This window comes from Diplocloster hominis, from assembly GCF_032380655.1.
Classification (GTDB): domain Bacteria; phylum Bacillota; class Clostridia; order Lachnospirales; family Lachnospiraceae; genus Diplocloster; species Diplocloster hominis.
Map to the genome: position 1 here is coordinate 250559 of NZ_JAWDIY010000001.1, position 22116 is coordinate 272674.

General features: G+C 49.8%; 15 protein-coding genes and 1 riboswitch. All 15 genes read right to left on the reverse strand.

What is annotated here, in order from left to right:
* Window positions 1–17: 17 nt before the first annotated feature.
* Window positions 18–1220 carry a type II secretion system F family protein gene (locus ABC831_RS01010; protein WP_343246432.1) on the reverse strand — a complete coding sequence of 401 codons (1203 nt, stop codon included), beginning with the start codon at window positions 1218–1220 and terminating at the stop codon, window positions 18–20.
* 150 nt (window positions 1221–1370) lie between these two features.
* Window positions 1371–2159: a prepilin peptidase gene (locus ABC831_RS01015; protein ID WP_343246433.1), complete on the reverse strand. Its 789-nt coding sequence runs from the start codon at window positions 2157–2159 to the stop codon at window positions 1371–1373.
* A gap of 41 nt (window positions 2160–2200) precedes the next feature.
* Window positions 2201–2674 carry a prepilin-type N-terminal cleavage/methylation domain-containing protein gene (locus ABC831_RS01020; protein ID WP_343246434.1) on the reverse strand — a complete coding sequence of 158 codons (474 nt, stop codon included), beginning with the start codon at window positions 2672–2674 and terminating at the stop codon, window positions 2201–2203.
* Window positions 2675–3033: 359 nt separating this feature from the next.
* Window positions 3034–3483: a hypothetical protein gene (locus tag ABC831_RS01025; RefSeq protein WP_343246435.1), complete on the reverse strand. Its 450-nt coding sequence runs from the start codon at window positions 3481–3483 to the stop codon at window positions 3034–3036.
* A gap of 51 nt (window positions 3484–3534) precedes the next feature.
* A complete protein-coding gene (locus ABC831_RS01030) occupies window positions 3535–4005 on the reverse strand; it encodes a prepilin-type N-terminal cleavage/methylation domain-containing protein (RefSeq protein WP_343246436.1) in 471 nt (156 codons plus the stop codon).
* Between the two features lie 30 nt (window positions 4006–4035).
* Complete coding sequence (locus ABC831_RS01035; protein WP_343246437.1) at window positions 4036–4533, reverse strand: prepilin-type N-terminal cleavage/methylation domain-containing protein; 498 nt, start codon at window positions 4531–4533, stop codon at window positions 4036–4038.
* Window positions 4534–4714: 181 nt separating this feature from the next.
* Complete coding sequence (locus ABC831_RS01040) at window positions 4715–5293, reverse strand: pilus assembly FimT family protein (protein WP_343246438.1); 579 nt, start codon at window positions 5291–5293, stop codon at window positions 4715–4717.
* A gap of 100 nt (window positions 5294–5393) precedes the next feature.
* A complete protein-coding gene (locus tag ABC831_RS01045) occupies window positions 5394–5690 on the reverse strand; it encodes a prepilin-type N-terminal cleavage/methylation domain-containing protein (RefSeq protein WP_343246439.1) in 297 nt (98 codons plus the stop codon).
* A gap of 2 nt (window positions 5691–5692) precedes the next feature.
* Window positions 5693–6298, reverse strand: a complete 606-nt coding sequence (locus ABC831_RS01050) for a hypothetical protein (RefSeq protein ID WP_343246440.1) — start codon at window positions 6296–6298, stop codon at window positions 5693–5695.
* Complete coding sequence (locus tag ABC831_RS01055; protein ID WP_343246441.1) at window positions 6291–15305, reverse strand: prepilin-type N-terminal cleavage/methylation domain-containing protein; 9015 nt, start codon at window positions 15303–15305, stop codon at window positions 6291–6293. Before ABC831_RS01055 ends, ABC831_RS01050 begins: the two co-directional genes overlap by 8 nt.
* Window positions 15306–15599: 294 nt before the next feature.
* A riboswitch (cyclic di-GMP riboswitch) is annotated at window positions 15600–15692 on the reverse strand.
* Window positions 15693–15962: 270 nt separating this feature from the next.
* A complete protein-coding gene (locus ABC831_RS01060) occupies window positions 15963–17027 on the reverse strand; it encodes an ABC transporter substrate-binding protein (RefSeq protein WP_343246442.1) in 1065 nt (354 codons plus the stop codon).
* A gap of 345 nt (window positions 17028–17372) precedes the next feature.
* Entirely contained in the window at window positions 17373–17813 is a 441-nt protein-coding gene (locus ABC831_RS01065; RefSeq protein ID WP_343246443.1) for an RbsD/FucU family protein, read from the reverse strand.
* A 176-nt stretch (window positions 17814–17989) separates the two neighbouring features.
* The gene (locus ABC831_RS01070) at window positions 17990–19204 is read right to left on the reverse strand and encodes an ABC transporter substrate-binding protein (protein WP_343246444.1); all 1215 of its coding nucleotides are present in this window, start codon (window positions 19202–19204) and stop codon (window positions 17990–17992) included.
* Window positions 19205–19305: 101 nt separating this feature from the next.
* Window positions 19306–20304, reverse strand: a complete 999-nt coding sequence (locus ABC831_RS01075) for an ABC transporter permease (protein WP_343246445.1) — start codon at window positions 20302–20304, stop codon at window positions 19306–19308.
* 14 nt (window positions 20305–20318) lie between these two features.
* On the reverse strand, window positions 20319–21812 hold the full coding sequence (locus ABC831_RS01080; protein ID WP_343246584.1) for a sugar ABC transporter ATP-binding protein: 1494 nt from the start codon (window positions 21810–21812) through the stop codon (window positions 20319–20321).
* Window positions 21813–22116: the final 304 nt, after the last annotated feature.

The following is a 22116-nucleotide window of genomic DNA, read 5'->3' on the forward strand; positions in this document are numbered from 1 at the left end:
CCGCAAGATATGCTGTACTATGCTCCGTATGTTTCGATTGCGTTGTAGGACTGGAAGATGGGCAGCAGCACCGCGATCATGACAAATCCGATGACCAGGCCCATGATGATGATCAGGACCGGTTCCATCATGGTAACCATCTTGCTCAAAGCCTGATCTGCGTCGAATTCCAGCGACTCTGCGATGGAGTTCAGCATATTTTCCAGGCTTCCGGTCTCTTCTCCCACGAGAATCGTGGAGGACAGCTTAAGCTCCAGCCCGTCCACTTCCCGCAGCGCCTTTGAGAGGGGTTCGCCCCGGCGCACCTGGTCAATAACCGCGTCAAACTGGGCCTCGATGTATCTGTTTCCTACCGTCCTGCGTCCGATCTGCAGGGACAGCAGCATAGGTATCCCGCTGCCATACAGGGAGCTTAAAGTTCTGGCAAAACGAGCGGTATAGATTACCCGCAGCAGTTTACCGACCTTCGGCAGCTTTAACTTTAACGCATCCCAGCCGTACCGCACTTTCGGCAGGCGCAGAAGCAGATGAACGGCGAATACCGCAATCACGATGACAGCTACAATCACTACCCAGCGGTTGATAAACGCGTCGCTGCAGGCCAGCACGATTCTGGTGATAAACGGCACCTCATCCAGCATATCGAAGATGGGCTTAAACTGCGGAATGATGTATACCATGACGAAGATCATCACCACCACCAGCAGGAACAGCAGAATAGCCGGATAAATCATAGCATTTTTGACTTTGCCGTTCATCCGGTGCTCTTTATCATAATGATCGGCCATACGAAGCGCCGTCTGATCGATACTTCCGCTCTCTTCTGCGGAACGCATCATATGTACCAGCAGGTCGGGAAATACATTTCCCTGGGCTTCCATCGCTTCCGACAAGGGAATACCCTGGCGGATCTGGCGCAGGATCTCGTTATAGACCTTCTTCGTCTTGGGATTCAGGCCTTCCTCCTGGGCGATGATATTTAACGTCCGCACAAGCGTCACTCCGGCATTCAGAAGCGTGCCCAGCTGCCGGCAGAAATCCGCCAGCACATCGGCTTTCAATCGTCGCTCGCTGTGTTCCCTGGTTACCTCATCACAGGAGACCAGGTATTTATTTCCTTCCCGCAGCTGTTCGTACAGCTCGTCTTCCCCGGGGGCCTCGGCCTCTCCCCGGATTGTTTTTCCGTCCAGGTCCTTGGCCGTATACTTATACCTCGGCATGTTCTCACCTATTTTCTATTTGGATTCGTGGTTTTTCTAGATTGATTCCTTTTCTTAGATTGATCACTTGGTTCTTATTTCGTAACTTGGTTCTTATTTCGTAATTAGTAATAATAATTTTGTTATTTTCAATTTCATGATTCTTCTATTCTATAAAAACTGTAAATACCAGTCAATCAGCATCCGTCCGCAAAACACGGCAAACACAACTCCCATACACAGAAATGGACCGAATGCGAAATGGTCCTTCCGGCCCTTCTTTTTGGAAAGCAGAAGGTAGGCTCCGTAAGCACCTCCTGTCAGAACTGCAGCTGCAAAGGCCGTCAGGCAGAGCTTCCAGCCCAGGTAAAGACCGCAGGCGGCCATAAGCTTAATGTCCCCGCCGCCGAAGGCACCGGGAACTAACAGTGTAATCAGGAGCAATGGCACACTGACTGCGAATATACCGATCAGCCGTTCCAACCACCCTGTTTCCGGAAATGTAAAAAAGGAAACCAGGCCGCAGACGGCGGCAGCCAGAACGAAACCATTTGGGATCTCCATCGTATCCCAGTCCACAAAGGCTACCACAGTCAGGACCGCCAGCAGGGCAAATGCGGTCAGAAACCGCAGGAATCCCATCCACAGATTCCCTTCCCAGTCTATATATACCGTCATGCACAGCAGGGAGGACAGTCCTCCCAGGATTTCCACGATGGGATAGCGCAGGGAAATATGAGCCTTGCAGTACCGGCACTTCCCCCGCAGGAACAGGTAGCTGAGTACCGGGAACATGTCCGGAGCCCCCAGCGCGTGTCTGCAGTCCGGGCAGAAGCTGCGCCCGCCCACAAAGGATATTTTACGGGGTACCCGGTAGATCACCACGTTCAGGAAGGAAAACAGCGATGCTCCGAAGAGAAATATTAAAATGGCAATGATCGTCTGTAGTAGTTGTATCATAGGGCCTCTTTCGCAATTAATGTCATAGGAATATGAGTAATCTACCGGATAAACTCCCCGTTTTTAACGGTCCAGCCCTCATTCTCTCCCTCAGGGACATGGCCTGGGGCATAATAGAATGCTGCTTTATTTCCGGATTGGTAGATCAGGCTCTCGATCTGGTTCTTCTCGATCTCCAGCTCCGCCAGGGAGTCCGTTTTCATTTCCGCCAGGGCTACGATCTCTTTTGCCAGATCCGTATCCTTTAATGGATCGTTGATGCGGAAAGTGGAGACAGAGACGTCCTCCTCGTTTCCGTAGTGCTCTGCCAGGATGGTTCTGGTCGCAGTCAGGACCCTTTGGCCCTCAGCCATAACACTTTTTTCCTTCGCTTTGTCGATATAGCCGGTGAGGGTCGGGACCAAAAGCGCTATCAGAATCACGATGATGACCAGAACTACGATCATCTCGGTCAGGGTGAAGCCCTTCCGGGAATGGACGGCTGCGTCTCTTGTTTTTCTCTGGTGGTTGGGCATTGATTATGCCTCCCTTCTGGCAGTTGTATGTTAACTGGTGATAATGGTTAACTGTTTCCATCCCCCGTAACACTTGCGCTGCGTGCGGGGGCGCAGGATATTGGCTCCATAAAGTATACTTTACAGCATCCCTTAATACATGTCCTTCGGACCGGGTCGCAGCATTCGCTGCTCTATAAGGTATACTTTACAGCATCCCTTAATACATGTCCTTCGGACTGGGGCGCAGCATTCGCTGCTCCATTAGGTATACATACTGAACCTGTCTGCTGGATTTTATACATATATAGTAATTCCCTGGATAATATTTGGTTCTGAATTATCTGTAGAAATTATTTTCAAATTTGGTTAGAGGGTCATTAGCTGCCGTTAATGAGATGATTAAGCTTTAAAACATCCCACTGGTTTTCGTTATTTACTTTCTGGTATGTTACCATATAGCCGTTTTCTATGTAGAAGAACTGTTCGGGCTGACAGGTGTCGGCATCCCATTTTAGCAGGTAGATATCTCCCTGGCAATCAGCGGTTTCTTTGACTTCGTTCAGAATGCCGGGGGCAAATCCGTAGGTTCCGTTTCCATCCTGGAATGGGGTGTTGGTGGCACGGCAGTCCAGGCCTACGGAGTACATGGAGAGTTTTACATTTTTGGCTTCCGCCAGGATGGACCTGGCGGAGGCCTTGTTGGTGTAGTGCAGGGTTATTGGGATAAAAATTATGAGTATTATTAGAACTATTGTTAATCCTGCTAATAATTCTATGGCAGTAAAACCTTTTATATTTTTTAATATACTGTGTTTCCTCTTACTCATTTTACCACCCCATTTACAACCCATTTTCTCTACATCTTTTTCATTTAGTAATTATTCAAATTTGAAATCATCATCTGCTGCTTTACCTGTAGTCCATTTGTCAGTCGTGGAGGTTAAATCGTATATTGCTGCTTTGTCAGCATCATGGAATATTATTTTTTGAACTTTATTATCCACAATTTTGACTTGTGCCTGTGTGCCCGCTTTCATCTCTGCAAGAGTTGCAATTTCACCTGACAAACCAGTAGTATCAGATGCATTTATTGTTAATATCAAGTTTCCAGGAGTTGCTGGTGTTTCACTGCTACCGACTGGATTTCCTTCACCATAGTCCTCTGAAACTATAGTTTGTGTAGCCGTCAATACCATTTTGCCTTCTGCCATAACACTTTTGTATTTTGCCTTATCTATGTAACCAATAAGTGTAGGTACCAGTAGAGCTATTAATATAACTATAATAACTAATACCACAATCATTTCAGTTAAGGTAAAGCCTTTTCTGTTTCTTACATTGTTTTTCATAATAATTACGCTCCAAATTATATTGAGAAATTAAGGATTAGGATTAGTTGCACTCATTCCAGTATCTGTATCCTTACCTAAGGTCCACTTGGTTCCATCATATTTAGCCGCCTTTCCGCCATCATTAATTATTAATTCACTTACTTTATTTTCTGTGTTTATTGTAATTTTAACTGTAACATTATTTTTTAATTCTGAAAGTCTAGCTACTCTAAGTCCAATGTTATCAGTTGCTGTCTCTGCACTATATGATGACTGACCTGTAACGTAAAAAGCTGTATTCTTTGTCAGACCCGGGAGAGTGGAATCTAACCCATACGCTTCTGATACTATAGTCTGTGTAGCATCTAATACTCTCTTTCCTTCTGCCATTACACTCTTCTCTTTCGCCTTATCAATATAACCTACTAATGTAGGAACAAGCAGAGCGATCAGAATAACGATAATAACCAATACAACAATCATCTCTGTTAACGTGAATCCTTTTTTGTTTTCCCTCGCATTGCGCATTTTCTGAATCATTTTCATTTGAAAATCCTCCTTAAAATTATTTTATTAGAAATTTATAATAAAAGTGATTACTTTTTGTTACCTACTCCGATGAAGATTCCATACACACCGCAACTCCCAGTCTCATCTTTACCCTTCACAAAAGCAACCACTGAACATCCTCGAACCCGTTCCGCCACACCTTCGGCTATCCTCCGGCTTACTTCGTTCCAACCGTAATCTTATCCGCCGTCAGGTCCAGGCATTCCAGATACCCGGTCACAGTCCGGGAATAATAAGGGCTTTCAACAGTTAAAGTATACTTTATTTTATTGTCGTTGTCTGCCCACTTTTCAAATTTGAGCTCCGTTACCTCATTTTTCTTGTAGAACCCTTTCCCGTAGTACCAGGTAGTCGGTTCATAGAGGTAATCCTCCGAGTTCGGATACTTGATCCCCTCGTAGTCGATGATCAGCCCTTTCTCTTTATCCGCCCGAAGCGTGGCCGGATTGCCGCTCTTATCACTGTACTTGATCTGTGAAAACCCTGCCAGATCCGGGTCCTCCAGAATATACAATCCGCCGGTATCATAACCAGTAGCGTAGGTCAGTTCATTCACGATTGTCTCCGACACGATTCTGACTTCATCCTCCACCCGGTTCATGGCGTTCAGCCTCAGATAGATCTTCGTGTAAGGCGAGATCAGTGCGGTAGCGGCAGCCATGAAGATGGCCGACAGCGCAAAGGCCACAATGACTTCCACCATGGTAACGCCCCTGTTATTCTGCTTTTTCTTCATTCCGCCACCTCCTTCACCCGCTTCGTAATTTTGTTATACCTGTTGTTCTCTTACCCATCCTGAATGGCCCGGATTCATACTCCGAACTCTCCCGGGTCCGCTAATCATTTATATAATAGATCTGTCTGTCCGCGGGCTGATCCGTTTTCGTCACTCCCATATCGGCTTCTCCCATATCCTCCCCGAACATGCTGACGTGAATCCTCTGATGATCCCCGTCCTGCCCTGTATAATAGGCATTGGAAGCGGCCTCCGTCTTTTTCCAGATCTCCTCGGCCTTTTGGGAGAGGTTCCCGGAGAATACCACCGACTGCCACATCATAGCCATGCAGAGCATCAGTATGGAGAAGGATACCAGGACCTCCACCAAAGTAGATCCCTCCTGATTTTTTCTCATATTTATTCCCTCCCCGACGGGCTCCAGGTACCAAGCCAGTCATCCTTTGTCACCGCCTGGCCCTGATCCACTGCCCGGTATGTCTTTTCATATCTGCCGGTGATGCTGTACTGCTGGTCATCCACCTCGCACTTTACGATAATAACCAGTTCGCAGTGCAGTTTATCCGGATCATTCCGGTCTGCGGTCTCCCAATAGATCTGCGTGGATATAGTGCCGAACTTTTCATTCGCCGGGAAGGCAGGATCGTCCGGATACAATACCGCATCCGTTTTCTTGATCGTCTCCGACGCTCCGTGTCCCGCCGTCCCCGGGTCATAATCAAACCAGGACGGATCTTCCAGCTGCTGGTTTATCTTCGCACAGAACGCACTGTCCGCCGGGTCCATACCCAGCTGCTCCTTCAGCCATTCACTGAAGGTAATCGCCGAGATCCGGCTCTGCTCCTGGGCAAAGGACTGGTTCGCCCTGCTGACGATCAGGGTCGCGGACAGCAGAATCGAAAGGGACAGGGCCACGAACAGGCACATCAGACACATCACCACGATCATGGTATACCCTTTTTGACCGTCCGCCCTTTCCTTTCTCATCTTCCGCCAATTAACCATTTTCATCACCTCCGGATTCTGCTGATCTGACCGAAGGGACCGGCTCACTTATGATATCATATCCGCTGTCTGTTTTGATCCAGGTGCTTCTCTCCAATACGTCGTACCTGCCGGCATCATCCGGAACTGCCTGGATTACCGCCTTACCGGTCGGCGTATAGGCCTGCGCATTCTCGTGGATTCCGTCTTTTTCCTTTCCTGAGGCATCCACCTCCCTGCCGTCCGGCAGCTGCAGCTGATAGCTGATGTTCCCGGTACTGTCCGTAGTGATGTAGAGCAGCGCCTGCAATTTTAACGTATACCGGTATGTTCCCTGTACTGCGGTGTCCGTTCCTGTCAGCGTATTTTCATATAAGGTAAACACCTGGGTCTGGGGCGCGTCAGGCCTGGCGGACCCGGTCAGCGCTGCGCCCACGGAACCATCCTGGTTCAGCACATTCACTGCTGCCGCACCGTCGCCGTCCACTCCGACCCGGAACCGATATGTCTCTTCCTGGGGCGGGCTGCCGCTGTTACCGCCTTCGGCTGCCTTTTGCTGCGTAATCTCCAGATCATACTGCTTCGCAAACTGTACCGGCTGGAATGCCAGCACCGGATGGTTAACTCTGATCTTTTCCGTACTGCTGGTGCTGTCCGACTCCAGGACTCTGGTTTCACTGTGTTCGATGGTCTGCGCCGACGCCGTCCATACCGGCACATCCATAAGCCCCTTCGGCAGCTGATAGATCTGCCATCCGGTCCACTTGGAACTCACCTGTCCGTCAGATGCACTCCGCACCCGTATCCAGAGATATTTTCCGGCATTCTCCGGCCCCAGAGCGGCCCGGTCCGCTCCCGCGGACAGGTTCCCGAAGGTAATCTCCGACGCGGAAAGCGTCCCTCTCATCACCGCGGCTTCCGAATCTGCTCCGCCCGGTTCATAATCCGGGGTTTTCCCATCCCGGACCGCATACTCACATTTATAATATCCGTCTCCGGCCGTGCCGGTTACACGGAATTTGAAGCCCGGATTCCCGAATTCGATCAGCGGGATATTTGGATAGACCTCCACCTCCTGCTCAGCTCCGGAGCTGTTCTGGTGATACAGGCCGAAGCCGCTGACCGCCGGAGGCTCCATCCGCGTCGGGACGATTACCGTAACCGCGTCGCTGGCATAGGAATTCTGATACCCGGAGTTGGGTTTTGCCACCGCCACCACACTGACCAGGACTGTATCACCGGCCTTAAACGCGGCCAGCTCTCCGCTCTCGATCTGGACATCCTTCTGTGTCACCCCGGCTCCCGACGATAGGGAAGCCGTGACAGCGGAATCCCCCTGTTTGGTAAAGATCAGATTATACCCGGCTAAGGCTGATGTATCGGTCAAACCTCCCCAGGAAATCCGGTATTTTAATTCATCCACGTCCATCAGGGAAGCCGTTGGCCTGGTTACCGACGGCAGCCGCAGGGTCAGCGGATACACTGCGCTTCCGGTACTGGATACTGACACGCCTTCCTGCCCGTTACGGGTCACCGTCAGCTCCACTCTGCTGTAATTCCAGTTGGTCCCGTCGATCTGCAGCAGATTCGTATTCAGTTTTTGCCTGGGATAGAGTACCGTCTGGATCTCCGCCCCCGCACCTCCGCTGTAACCTGTGAGCATCACTTCATATCCGTTGGGGTTCAGGTTCCCCTGATCCCACCGGAAACGATAGATCGCCCGGCCTGTGGAATCATCCACTGTGTAATCTGCATCGATCAAAGGAACCGGCTCCTGGCGGGAAGGAAGGCCTTTCGCCGAGTACTCGCCATAGGAACTGTAAGCATTTAAGTGCTCCAGCACAGTACTTTGCATCTGCCCGTTCTTCGGATAATAATATTTGGCGATACCGCTCTCCCAGGGATAATACCGGATGATAACCTCTTCCCCGGCCCCCCGGTTCATCAGCGCGTCGATCTGCTCTTGGGAGGTCAGCTCCAGCTCCACATCGGCCAGCGCACCGTTTCTCTGCAGTGAGACAATACTGCTGGCTATGACCCGTCCGCTATCTTTGCCTGCCGTTTGATCCCGGATGATCATATCCACCCGGTAAACTATGCCCCGGTGAAAATCGGTATCCTGCATACGCATCTGCATCTGGTAGTTAAAGTCCTCCGCGGAGGTGCCGCGGAATGTACCCTGATTCGTCACTGTTGCTTTTCGAACGCTGTTCGGCGACATAATATACTGTATGGAAGAGAACTGGGAACTGTTATATCCGTCCGCACTGGCAACCGCCCGGAACGTATAATCCCCTGTGCCGCCCTGGGTGTACAAATGGTCGTTATCCTGATTGATGGAGTTTCGTCCGGTCTTAGTATCCACCAGCGGCGTCGTGCTGCTGCCGCTGAATACCTGTATCTTCCAGCCCGGAATATCCGCATAGTCTTCCGGGTTCTCGATCATCAGGTTTCCTTCTATCCTGCCGGCGGACTGAAAGCCCAGGTACAATACAAGCTCCGGTGCCGGCAGCGTCTTTCTGGCCTTCTGGTCCTTCAAGGTTATGGTGTCTGACGCCGCATATCTGTCATCATCGCAGATCCCGCGGATGGAAATATCAAAAGAATCACATTCCTGGTCCACACGGAAATCCATATGATTTTGCATTCCGCTTGCATACATGGTCTTTGTAAAAACAGGCACGCCGTCTCCGTCCTTTTTACCGGTAATCACGATCTCATACCGGTCCGTGTATAATTGGGTTCCCGTATCCGGCTCCCAGGACAAGGTATAGAAATCATCCGTTCCGGGCGTTATCTTCGCTGTCCACGGCGGATTCAGCTGTTTTAAACCTCCCGCTGGATAGGAATAGGCCAAACGGTAAATGTCAAAATCGCCGGTATCCTCTCTGCTTATGGTACTGCTCTGGGAGAAATCCTGTTTCAGCCGTCCCGCGTCATAACCATAATCGGCAGGCAGATACAGATTTTGGAACTGAAGCTTCGCCCACTCGTAATCGTTGGCTTTCAGTGTGAGCTGGGCCTGCGGTTCATTTACAGAGCAGTTTTTATAATTCCAGACATTCTTTCTGCTGGAATTGTTATAGTAGGACAACTGGTAAGGCGGTCCGGAATTCTTCTGACCGGTTTCATATCCGATGTAATAATTGTTTTTCCCGTTGACCGCAGATGCCATCGCTGTATTTACCGTATTCAGGCAATAGTTCATGTCAAAGGTGCTGCCGGAAATATCTCCGATCCCGTAATAATTTTTACTGGTGCTGCCCATACCGTAATTTACGCACCGGTACAGCTTTATATTTAAATTTTTCTTGTTCCCGGCCCCCGCTGTGATCCCGGAAGCCCGTTCTCCTCTGCTGTTACCGACCATGCCGGCATTGTAGGAGTCCGCAATAAACAGGTTCAGCTTGTTCTGATTCGTATTAAATCCCCCGCATATCCCGGCCACGGACATATTTCCCGTGTTTCCCCCGTGGACATAGCCTTCATTCCCGCAGCGGATCACATTGATTTCCATATTGTTCTGATTGATCCACCCGGAACCGACGATTCCGCCGATGGATAACATAGATTTGCCGGCATCGCTGTCATTCCCGTTGGTGCTGATCTCACCATAGTTGACACACTCGGTTACGGTACCGCCCAGCTCCCGCCAGTGACCCACGATTCCGCCGCTGTCACTGTAAGTCGTATTTACGTTTCCCCGGTTGGTGCATTTGGATATCATGGTACCGCTGTTTAACCGGTTGATCTGGCCGCCGACGATACCGCCGGCCCCCCAGCCGCCGTAGACAAGGGCTCTGTTCTCGCACTCCAGGATCTCATACCCGGACTGATTTACCCCGGCGATTCCTCCGGTATAATCCCCTTCGGTCTTGCTGTAATTATTGACGATCCTCCAGTCGCTTCCTGTGGAACAGCCGGTCAGCCGGCCCGTGGGCGCGTTGATTCCAGTAATTCCGCCCAGAATGCCGCGGCCGTTTTTGTTGGTCGCAGAAGTGTCGCCCAGCCATACCGGGTAGCTTTTATTCTCATAGCCGGAAGCCCCGCTGTCAGTGATGGTTCCATAATTATCCCCGGTGATACCACCGGCGTAACTGTTGGCTGTCATCAGTTTTACCGTGGAATTGGCGGCACTTTTTAAACCAGAACCCCGGATCACTCCCATCTTTTTGTTTTGACCCGTGATCCCTCCCGCGAACACCGCGTCCTGTCCTCTTTCCAGGTAGCCCCCGGATAATTTGCTGTCAAATGTACTGCTGGTTTTACCGATTACAGTTCCGTCCAGGTAGCAGTTTTCAATGACCGCCTCCTGTGTATCACTGCCGTTGATCCCCGCGATACCGCCGATCCCATAGGCATCTCCGCCCATATAGGTACTGACCGTTCCTGCGAAGGAATAGCCGGAAATCGTTCCCAGATTAGTACCGGTAATTCCACCGATATTCCCCTTCAATGACTGAGTCCCAAACTTCACCGACGGGTCCATGACCCTGAGCCGGCCGTCGGAACTGCGGATCTGTGCTCCGGGGCTGTTATAGCCGGATACCCCGCCTATGGATGAGTCTGTGACATTGGACACGATTCCCGTGTCTGTCACTTGCGTTACATTTCCTGTGCGGCCCGCATCCTCGATCACTGCCTGATTATATCCGGCGATTCCGCCAATATAGTTTTCTGCTTTCGCAGTTATGCTGTTTGATACATGAGTGGTGCTGTCCAGCCAGCAGCCCTTTACCGTGCCGTTGTTCCAGCCGACGATTCCGCCCACATAACCCGCGCCTTGTACCTGTACGGTTTCCACGAAACTCTTGCACCGGCTGGATTCGATCCATGCATTTTCATTATTATGGGCAGCGATACCGCCTACGTCACCGCTGGCACGGACGATTCCGGCATTCGTACAGTTGAGAATCCGGCCGTCATTTTCCGCTGTGATTCCACCGGACAGACCGCTGTCCGAATGAACGATTCCTGAAATGATCCATCCCGAAATCTGTCCGGTCTGGTCCTGATACCCGGCGATACCTCCGGCTCTGCCGGACGCGGCCTGTACCTCATAGTTGATCAGCATCTGGTCATCCGAATCCCGGACCCCCTGCAGTTTCCCCTGATTATAACCCGCCAGCCCGCCTACGTTATCCGCTCCGGCTATGGCAGGCTTGTCATCCGAATACGACGTGGTCTGATAAATGCGGCCTTCCGGCAGATTCTGCCCTGTGATCCCTCCTACATTTTCTCCGGTTCCTGATATGCCGATAGAGCTTCGGATGAAACAGGAGGTGATGGTTCCCCGGTTCCGGGCAGCAATACCGCCCACATTTTTTCCGTTTCCGCGCACTGCGCTGTCTTTTCCCTCGTAGTTCACCCCGCTGTCCCGGATCAGCCCGTCCTCATCATTATAGGCCACCAGGCCTCCTACCTCACTGCCGCCGGTCACCTGGCCGGTCAGCGTACATTTTTGCACCGTCCCTTTATTGAGACCGGCCACCGAACCGATATGATCCGAGCCGCTCAGCGTTCCGATATTTCCGCAATTCTCGATCGTTCCCCGGTTTACTTCCGCCAGACCCCCGGTGTAGTAGCCTTTGCCCAGAACCTTCCCGTTCTCCACATTACGGCAGTTATCAATGACCATCTTCTGTGTCACGATTCCCGCGATCCCGCCGGCATAGGAAAACGTGACGTCTTCCCTGCTGTCAAGGGAGGAATCCTTAACCGCCCTCTGGGCCTGAACAATGGCGCTGTTCTGAATATTCCTGATCTCCATCCTGGTATAGGGTACATTATAACCCACAACCCCGCCCACATAGAGGGGCGCTGTAACCCCCTTCAGACGGTTGTTATACTCATCAGCTCTTCCCTCGAAGATCAGCCTGCCGTCCGTATGGCTTCCCGCAGAATCCTCCGCCAGGATGTCATCCACCGACCCGACGGAGCTTAACCGCCGGATCATTTCGCCGATCCGGTCAGACGCCGACTGGTCGTTTTGTGTCAGGCAGGTGTAGCCGGCATAGCCGCCGACGCAGGCCCCTTTCTCCGGCTCCTCCGTATCCTGGGATACCACATCCCCCAGAAAGTTATTCACGGAACAGTCTATAACGATCTCCCGGCCGGAATCAGCCGCCATGATAAGTCCGCCGAAGGCGCCGCCCACATAGTAGCTGCCTTCCACCAGATTCGGGTTTGATTGTATCCGGTTCAATTTTCCATGTATATCCGTGAACAGTTCCGGAGTCGTATTCAGGCCGATATAGCCTCCGGTAAAATTCTCCCCGCGAATGTACCCGCCACCCAGCACATATCCGGTAATCCGGCCGCTGTAAGCGATGTCGCTGCCGGATGCGGTATCCTCCGCCTGTTCATTTTGTCCTGCGATTCCCCCTACGTAATTCCTGCCGCCCACGATACTGCGCACATTCAGATCGCTTCCGCCGCTGTCGATGTAGCCGCAGTTGTATCCCGTGAGTCCTCCGGCATAGTCCCCGGTTCCCCCCAGGACGTAGGCCTCGTCCACCAGATCCTTTCCGTTATTGGCGGAGTTTACTTTGCTGTAGCAGCTTTCCAGGACTCCCGCGTTGAAGCCTGCGATTCCTCCGGCATATCCCGGCCGCTCCACATCAGGGGCCATAGGATCGGTTATGGTGTCATCTTCCACATATCCGCAGGCCGTAATAATTCCCTCGTTGATCCATCCTCTGACGATCACGTCCTGTGAGAAGCGTTTGAGAGGACGAATGGCCTTCACCTGCTCTTCGAAATCCGCCGAGGACGGATCGGGTTTGAAGTCCTCCGGAATATCCAGTTCGCCGTTTACGCCAACGATCCCGCCCACATATTCCGCGCCCACCACATTTGCCTGGTTTTTCCTGCTTCCCGCTATCATGTATTCATCGCCGTCTGCCACGGCTTTCCCCGCATTGTATCCGGCGATCCCCCCGACAAACCGGTTTCCTATCACATAGGCCGCCGCGTTTTTTTCATTTTCATCCCGGTTCACAGTACCGCAGTTCTCGATATACCCGTGGTCGTTGTATCCGGCAATTCCCCCCACAAACATTCCGGTCAGTTTGCCGGAATCCAGGTTTCCTTCCTCATCATACGGATTGTCGGCAGGCGCGCTGATACATTCTTTTATGGTGCCGCCCTTGTTATAGCCGGCGATACCGCCGATGTAAAAGCTGTCCGCTTCCCGTCCTTTCACGGCTGCATAGTTCTCGCACTTCTCCGCCCTGGCTCCGGCGCCGGTTCCGGCAGCAGCCGGCGGCTCCATATAACCGGCGATACCGCCCACATAATTTCCGCCGGTCACTTTGCCTGCCACGTTGATTCCTGCCAGATTCCCATAGTTTTGCCCGCAGACGATGCCTACATAATCTTCACCCGCCGCATGGGCATTCCGGAAAGTCAGATTCTCCACCGTGCCGGAATTGATCCGGAACAGCCCCAGATCACCGGCCGGTTCAGCCGTCTGTGAAGAAGCTTCATACAATACGAGTCCGTTAATCTTATATTTTTTCTGCAGCAGGCCGGTCTCCACTTTAACCGTAGAGTTCCTCTTCAGCTCCGGAACCGGGACAAAGGCCGCCGCGGCCCCCTCCGGGAACTCCGGACTTATGGCGATCCCCTCCGGCTTCTGTCCGTTCTCATATACGTATCCGCGTTCCAGTATTCCCTTCTCTCCAGCCCAGATCAGATCCTGGGCCTGGATATAGGTAATCTTCTCGGCAGCTGTCTTTTTCGCGTCTTCCGTATACCGTATGTTATTCAGATGCCTGAAGTTTTTAACAGTATAAGTTACTTCACCGGTCTCTTTCTTATCGGTTTTTTTGTCTGCAAACAGCGCGTTTTCCGGTCCACTCTGTTTCCACGCGCTGGTTTTATATGGTTTTCCGGAAGCCTGGACCCTGGCGTAGATATTTTCAGCCTGTAAGCCCAGTCTGGTAATGCTGAAGGTTTCTTTTTCCGTATTGGAATCCTGGTCCGCCTCACCGGCTGCGGGTGCTTTTAGAGCTGCCAGGTCCAGCGCGTCCAGTACAATGGTCAGGGAATTGTCCTCTTCCCCATAAGCATAAAACGGTACGTTCGAAATCACTTTCTGAACATCATTTCCATCCGCGTCATAGACGTGACAGGTGACATCACAGTAGATACGGTTCCGGGTATCTGCAGCCCCCGGCAGGCTGTCCTCATCCGGTTCATAGGCTTTGATCCAGTTATCCTTTTCCGGCTGTCCGGAACCATCGGAGTTCACGGCCAGAGACAGCAGCGGCCTCTTTTCCTCGCTGTCATAGATATCGATGGAGTAGCTTAAAAAGGAACTCAGATGCTCGAATTCTTTGCTCATAGCCCAATTCAGGGTTAAACGCTCATCATTGATCAGCTGTACACGGTTGAGGGCGGTCTTTCCCTTGCTGCCGGGAGCGGCACTTGACATATCCACATTGTAGAATCCGATAGATTTGTCTTTTCTGATTTCTTCGGAACGGTCGGATATTCCGGTCTCGGTGTCGGTGGATTCCCCATATGTAAAAGCCTGCTGCCTGTCGCAGTAAAGCGCCGAATACACGGTGCCGTCATAGGGATCAAACTCCAGGCAGATGGAAGCGTCCAGGATGGAGCTGTCGTAAATATAATCGGACAGAAGGTCCAGCAGCGCCAAAGAGGCCTCATCGTTTCTGCTCTCATCCTTTGATATCATAAGGTAATAGAGACGGTTTTCATATTGATCGCCCGTTATCTCCGGGTTCTTTATGCGGCTGATGTCCACCATACCCTTGTTGATTCCATTTTTGCTCTCATCCTCCATCAGAATCTGAAGATCCTTTAACTGGCCGTTTGCCTTATAGTGGGTTAAGGATGTCTGCGCAGCATAAAAAATCGTCTCCGCATAATTATTGTTTCTAATATAATTCGCGTGACGAATATAAGCCGTGAGCCCCAGGCCCGCGACTGATAACAAGATTACCAGTATGATCAAGGTTACGATGGTTTCCACCAGGGTAAATCCGCGATTATTTTTAGTCATAAGCTTCTTCATAAAATCCCTGCTTGCTTTCCTATTCCTGCGAATTTTGACATAGAGTTTCACTTGGGAAACTCTATACCTGCGGCGATCCGCTTCCGCAATATCTCCCTTTTCTCCGCTGTGTGGACCCCTGCGATTTTACACAACAGGGATATTCCTATTTCTCGGGCCTTAAGTGCTCAAAGCTAAAAAAACAGTCCGGCTCCTTCTGTTTCTCTATACCGTCCTGTTTCTCGCAAAATTTCAGTCAAGCACAGCGCAAGTAAACAGTCCCCCTTTATCCGGAAACTGAAAAGTCGCAACTGGCCGTCATATCTTTTCATTTTATAAGACGTAGACCCTATAGCTTTGCGTCACTGCCTTTCGACAGTTTTGCCTTTATGAATTTTGTTCAGTTTTGTCTTATTATACACATTCTGCAAGGATAAATCAACCATTTTACACATTCCTAATTTACATAATGTAAAATTGATATTTTATGTTAATATTTCCCACGATTCACTGGCAGATAAGGACTTATGCCGCTCTTTAATATTTATTTTTGATGTCTGATAAAGCTTCTGTAAATATTATGTAAACTTTACAAGAAAATACCCTTGATCAGAAAAAGATCCTCCCGGCGGAAAATAACTTTCCTGCGGGGAGGATCTTTTTCTATTATTCATATAAATTTCTGGCAATGCTGTCATTCTCCAGATTATCCGCATTTACCCACACAAAACCTGTGTTTATCTCCGATGCATTGGGCATACCCGAGGCTGCCCGGGCAGCAGCCACAAAGGTCGTATATCCGATAGCGTAAGGTTTCTGTGAAACAAACCCGATCTCACGTCCTTCCTTTACCGCTTCGATCTGCTCCTGGCCGGAATCAAAACCTACGATCTTCAGCTGGCTGTCCGCCAGCTTATCGGCCGCGTTCAGGATACCGATGCTGGCCACCTCATTGCCGCCGAAATAGCCGTCCAGCTGCGGATACTGCCGGATCACCTGCTCCGCGATCTCTTCCGCCGTCATATCCTGATCCAGCATATAAGAGACATTCACCACTTCCACATCCGGGTAATCCATCCGGATCTTATCCATGAACCCGTTTCTCCTCTGGACACCAGCCTCCGAGGAATCATCTGCCAGCAGAACTGCCAGCTGCCCTTTTCCGCCGATCGCGTCGCACAGCTCCTGAGCCGCCCGGGCGGCTGCCTCATAGTGATCCGTAGCGCAGGTAGCCTGAACGATGTCGCTGTTCTTGCCGGAATCGAAAGCAACCACTGGTATGTCATTTTCCTGCGCCTGCTCCAGCTGGAATTCACAGGACTTCATGTCTATAATCGCCAGCGCCAGTGCCGCGGGCTGATTCTCCAGTATCTCATCGAGCATATTGATCTGATCTTCCACATCATTTTCCACATCGGGTGCTTCATAGACCAATTTGACCTGATCCGATCCCTCATATCCAAGAGAAACATTCAGATCCTCCAACGCATGTTCCGCGCCGTCTCTGACCGCCTTCCAATACTGGTTGGCATTCCCCTTGGCGATCATCACGATCTCGCTTCCCGGCTCCAGCGTTATGCCGAATACGGACTGGTAGTCAATTCCATTGACTGCGATCGGGTCGATCCGTTCAATCTCGCTTTCCTCTGCCTGTACCTGGGCCTCGGCGCAGCCGGACAACAATCCCGCCATCATGCCAAAAGCCGCCAGCAAACTCGCAAATTTCTTCATAATTACCTCCTGTGGCGCAATTACTGCGCCATGGATTCCTCTCCCTTTTGAATCCAACAAACAAAACCTGTTATACCACAGGACAAGCCTGATTGTAAAGAATAGATTTATTTCTTGCAAAATTCAAGTTTATCATAGCACGCTTTCTTTGAATTACAAGAGGATTTAAAAAGTTATAAGAAAAATTTAAGAAATTTGTTTTGACGATGGCGCCTTCCATATTTCTTATTCTCTAGAAGTAATTCCCATAAAAATAAGAGATCGAGAACCCACCTGGCACTTCAGGCAGGTTCACAATCTCTCTTGCTGCAGGTTCGATCCTGAAATTCAGGGGAATACGGCAGATTAGTCCGTAACGACCCCTTTTTGTAGCATGATATTCGCATATAGCGCGCTCTCACCTGTTGCGATAATCGCATAAGCTGTTTTAGACTCATCATAGAATTGGAAACGTTCGATCTGTCCGATAGCATCCGCTCCGCGGTCATCATGTTTCGCCACGATCTCTTTGTAGGTCTCCCAGATCGGGGTCTTAACGGTATCACCTTTCATGACTTCCATCAGGTTCACGGGCTTCTCCACATAAGTATCCAACGGGAACACCTGCAGGATCGCGTCCAGCAGTTCCGGTACCCCATGCCCGTCACAGCGGATTACGACAGCGTCTTTTCCCATGCTCTCCGCGGGGAAATTTCCATCTGAAATAACCAGACGGTCGCTGTGACCCATTTCGCATAATACTTTCAGTAACTCAGGAGATAAGATTTTTGGTACTCCTTTTAACATGATGATAATCCTCCTCTTTTTTATACGATAGTAATAAAACGGGATTGTAACAGGAACCTATTCTGACCCAAAAAATCGTTTCGATTCCTAAAATTACCTAAATGAAATGCCCCGAAGAACGGGGCATTTCGTTTATCCATGCTCAGAAACAATTCCTTAAGCAATTATACCAAATCTTATTCGTACAGGCAAGGTTTTACCTCTTCGGAATCCATGTTTTCAGCGGTGTAGAATAAGCAGCCGGTGTCAACATCGTGTACTTCCTGTCCTGTTGCAGCCATGATAGCCAGCTCAACAGCTTTGTAACCGATCTGTACAGGGTTCTGTGTTACGGAACCAGCGAAGATACCATTCTTTACAGCGTCAAGCTGAACTTTACCGGAGTCAAATCCAACGCCGATAACTTTGTCAGCGCCCAGAACGTTTAAGTTCTTGTTGGCGGTGATGATGTTCTTAGCTGCGAATTCATTGGAACCATAGATAGCGATCAGGTCAGACTCGTTCATGATCTTGGAAGCAGCGGTCTGGCAGTCAGCGTCTACTACGTTTGCAGGGATACCGATCTCTAAGATAACCTTAGCATCAGCAACTTCTTTTTTGAATTTGTCATGTCCGATGATGGAAACTTTGCCTTCGCCGATCAGCTCAACCATTTTGTCAAGGAATCCCTGAGTACGGTCTACGATAGACTGGGAGTTCGCTTCCTGGGAAACCACACCGATTCTTACGGTTTCAGCGGGATCTGTTACTTTATCTTTGATCAGTTTGTATAACTCATCTGCTGCCAGTCCGCCTGCTGCATAGTTGTCGGTGGAAGCATTCGCAACGATAGCGCCTTCCGGAGCATCCGGAACACCAGAGTCAAAACCTACGATCGGAATACCGCTGGTCTGAGCCTGTTTGATGGAATCCAGAACGGATTTGGTATCCAGAGCTGCCAGGCAGATCGCGTCGGGGCTCTTGTTGATTGCGTTCTTCACCTGCTCAACCTGCTGAGCGATATCCTGCTCGCTGTTCGGTCCAACGAAGCTGTCAGCGGGATTTGCGGATAATTTGTAATCTTCTCCAGCTTTCTGAGCGCCTAATTTAACAGCTTTCCAGAAGTCATGCTGGAAACCTTTTGCAACTACCTGCACATTCAGTGCGCTGTAATCTACGCTGGGATCGGGTTTCAGGTCGCCGGTTGCTGCTGCAGGAGCTTCGCTCTCAGCGGGAGCTTCCGTAGCTTCCGGTGTTGCGGTTGCTTCCGGTGCTTTGGTCTCTGCCGGAGCTTCAGGAGCTGCGGTTGCTGCGGGTTCTGCTGCAGGCTCTTCGGTCTTGCTTCCGCAGCCTGTTACCATAGCTGCTACCATGGCTACACATAAAAGTACGCTAATTACTTTTTTCTTCATTCTTTAAATCCTCCCTTGATTTGATAGATTTATAATAACTGCCTGCCCTATTGCAGGACAGTTAATAACATAATAAATAAGTAGATGATATTGTGAATGGATTAGTTACCCTGTTTTTTTCTGTTGGCTACATCGGCAAATACTGCGATGATCAATACGAAACCGGTGATAAACAACTGATAGTGAGGCTGCAGTCCTACGAAAGGAAGGCCTGTTTTCAGGATTGCCATGATAAATACACCGATCAGGGTACCTGCGATAGATCCAACACCACCGGAGAGCGAAGTTCCGCCGATTACAACACCGGCGATGGCATCCAGCTCAAATCCGTTTCCGGTACCAGGCATCAGGGTTACGTTGATAGCTGCATAAGAGATACCTGCCAGAGCAGCGAACAGGCCGCTGATGATAAATGCAAGGGTTTCCCATTTTACTACGTTGACACCGGATAATCTGGTAGCTTCTTTATTGCTGCCCAGAGCCAGGATATAACGGCCGGGCCGGGTCTTATTTAAAATGATCGCCATAATGACAGCCAATACGATCAACAGGATGAAACCGGTAGGAATACCTGCCGCCATGTTCTGGGGCAGCCAGTCAGGCTGGAACTTGAAGATATTTTTAAACCATGCGCCTGCCTCATCTCCCATCGGGAAGGATACGGATGCGGTTCCTGTAACGATGGAGCCGAGCCCCCTTGTTATCATCATCGTACCCAATGTGGCTATGAAGGCCGGCAGCCCCATCACGGAAACCATAAGTCCGTTGGCCAGTCCAAACACGCCGCCGATCACGATGATCAGGACCAGGGCCAATGCCATGGGAACCCCTGCCTGATACAGGGTACCGCCGATCAGGGAACAGCAGATACACAAGGTACCGATGGACAGGTCAATACCGCCTGTGATAATAACAAATGTAACACCGATTGCCATGAAACCAATGTAGTAAGCCGAGTCAAATACACTGACAATCGTACTGTATTTGAAGAATCCCTTACCGAATATACTGAAGAATATGAACAACGCTACCATTGCTACAATGGCAACTAACTTCTGTGTTCCCATTGCCCTGGTTTTCTTTTCAACACTTTTTTCCATTTTCTTTTACCCTCCTAATTTCTCAATGTTGCTGCGCGCATGATTGCTTCCTGGCTCGCTTCTTCGATAGAAAGTTCACCAGTCTTTCTGCCTTCGCACATGACAACGATCCGATCGCTCATTCTCAACACCTCTGTCAATTCAGAGGATATCATAATAATGGACTTCCCTTGTGCTACCAGTTCATTCATCAGATGGTAGATCTCACTCTTGGCACCCACATCGATGCCTCGGGTAGGTTCGTCAAAAATCAGGATATCACAATCCCGGACCAGCCATTTGGCAATAACGACTTTCTGCTGGTTACCACCGGACAGGCTGACTACTTTCGTATCCACGGTAGGAGTTTTGGTCTTTAATTTGTCTACATATTCCACCGCAGCTTCTTTTTCTTTGCTTTTATCTATAAACAAACCATTGGTAAAGTGTTCCAGCGAAGCCATCGTGGTATTTTCCGCAACGGTCTTTTCCACGATGATACCATATCTCTTACGGTCCTCCGACAGATATCCGATACCGGCGTTAACGGCATCCTGAGGGCTCTTGATCACTACCTTTTTCCCATTTACAAAGATCTCGCCACTGTCGATCTTATCTGCTCCGAAGATCGCCCTGGCCGTCTCTGTTCTGCCAGCGCCCATCAGCCCGGAGAATCCCAGGATCTCGCCTTTTCTCAGATCAAAGCTGACATCCCTTACCATCTTACCGGCATTTAAGTTCTTCACACTCAGCACCACCGGCGCGTCGTCCGGTACATTGCTCTTTTCCTTCGGGTCTTCGTAGATTACACGTCCGACCATCATGTTAATGATATCGTCTTTCGTGCACTTCTCAGTGATCAGTGTTCCCACATACTCACCATCACGCATAACCGTTACACGGTCCGTTATTACCTTAATCTCATCCATACGATGGGAAATGTAGATGATCCCCAGATTCTTCGCCCGCAGGTCACGGATGATCTTGAACAGCTCGTCGATCTCCGCCTCCGTCAAAGCCGCCGAGGGCTCATCGAAAATAATCACTTTCGCATCTCTGGAAATTGCCTTCGCGATCTCGCACATCTGCTGTTTTCCTACGGTTAAGTTCCCCATCTTCTCCGCCGGATTGATCTTGATATTCAATCTCTCAAACAGCTTTGCCGCTTCCTCGTTCATTTTCTTATCATTAATCAGCTTGCCGTTCATCTTCTCACGGCCGATAAAAATATTCTGCGCCACCGTCAGATGGTTCATCATATTCAGTTCCTGGTGCACGATGGATATTCCAATATCCTGTGCCTCTTTCGGGGTGGTAAAGTTCACTTCCTGCCCCTCAAAAGTGATCGTTCCGCTGTCCTTGGAATAAATGCCCGTCAACACTTTCATCAACGTGGATTTTCCGGCACCATTCTCGCCCATCAACGCATGAACTTCTCCCTTTCTCAGGTCAAAGTCTACTTCCTTTAGTGCATGGACACCTGGAAAGGACTTGTCTATCCCTTTCATTGTCAATATTACGTCGCCCACTATCTCACCATCCATTTCTCTTCAGAACTCGTTACTGTCTCTCTGATATGTGTCTATTATATGTCTAAATTATGAACGTTTTAATAGAGAATCTTATGGAAAAGGGTAAAAATCTTACGAAGTTGTAGAATATTTTCCCCCTTACCTCTTTTGAGGATCTTTTTCTTCTTTTAATAGAGAAAATTACAGTTCTTGACATATATTTATTTGAATGACATAATATAAAAATCTAAGGAAGAAACAGCTTCTCGATATCTTTTCTTGCACTTCGCTCAAAACGTTGTATATTTACCTGTAAGCATGA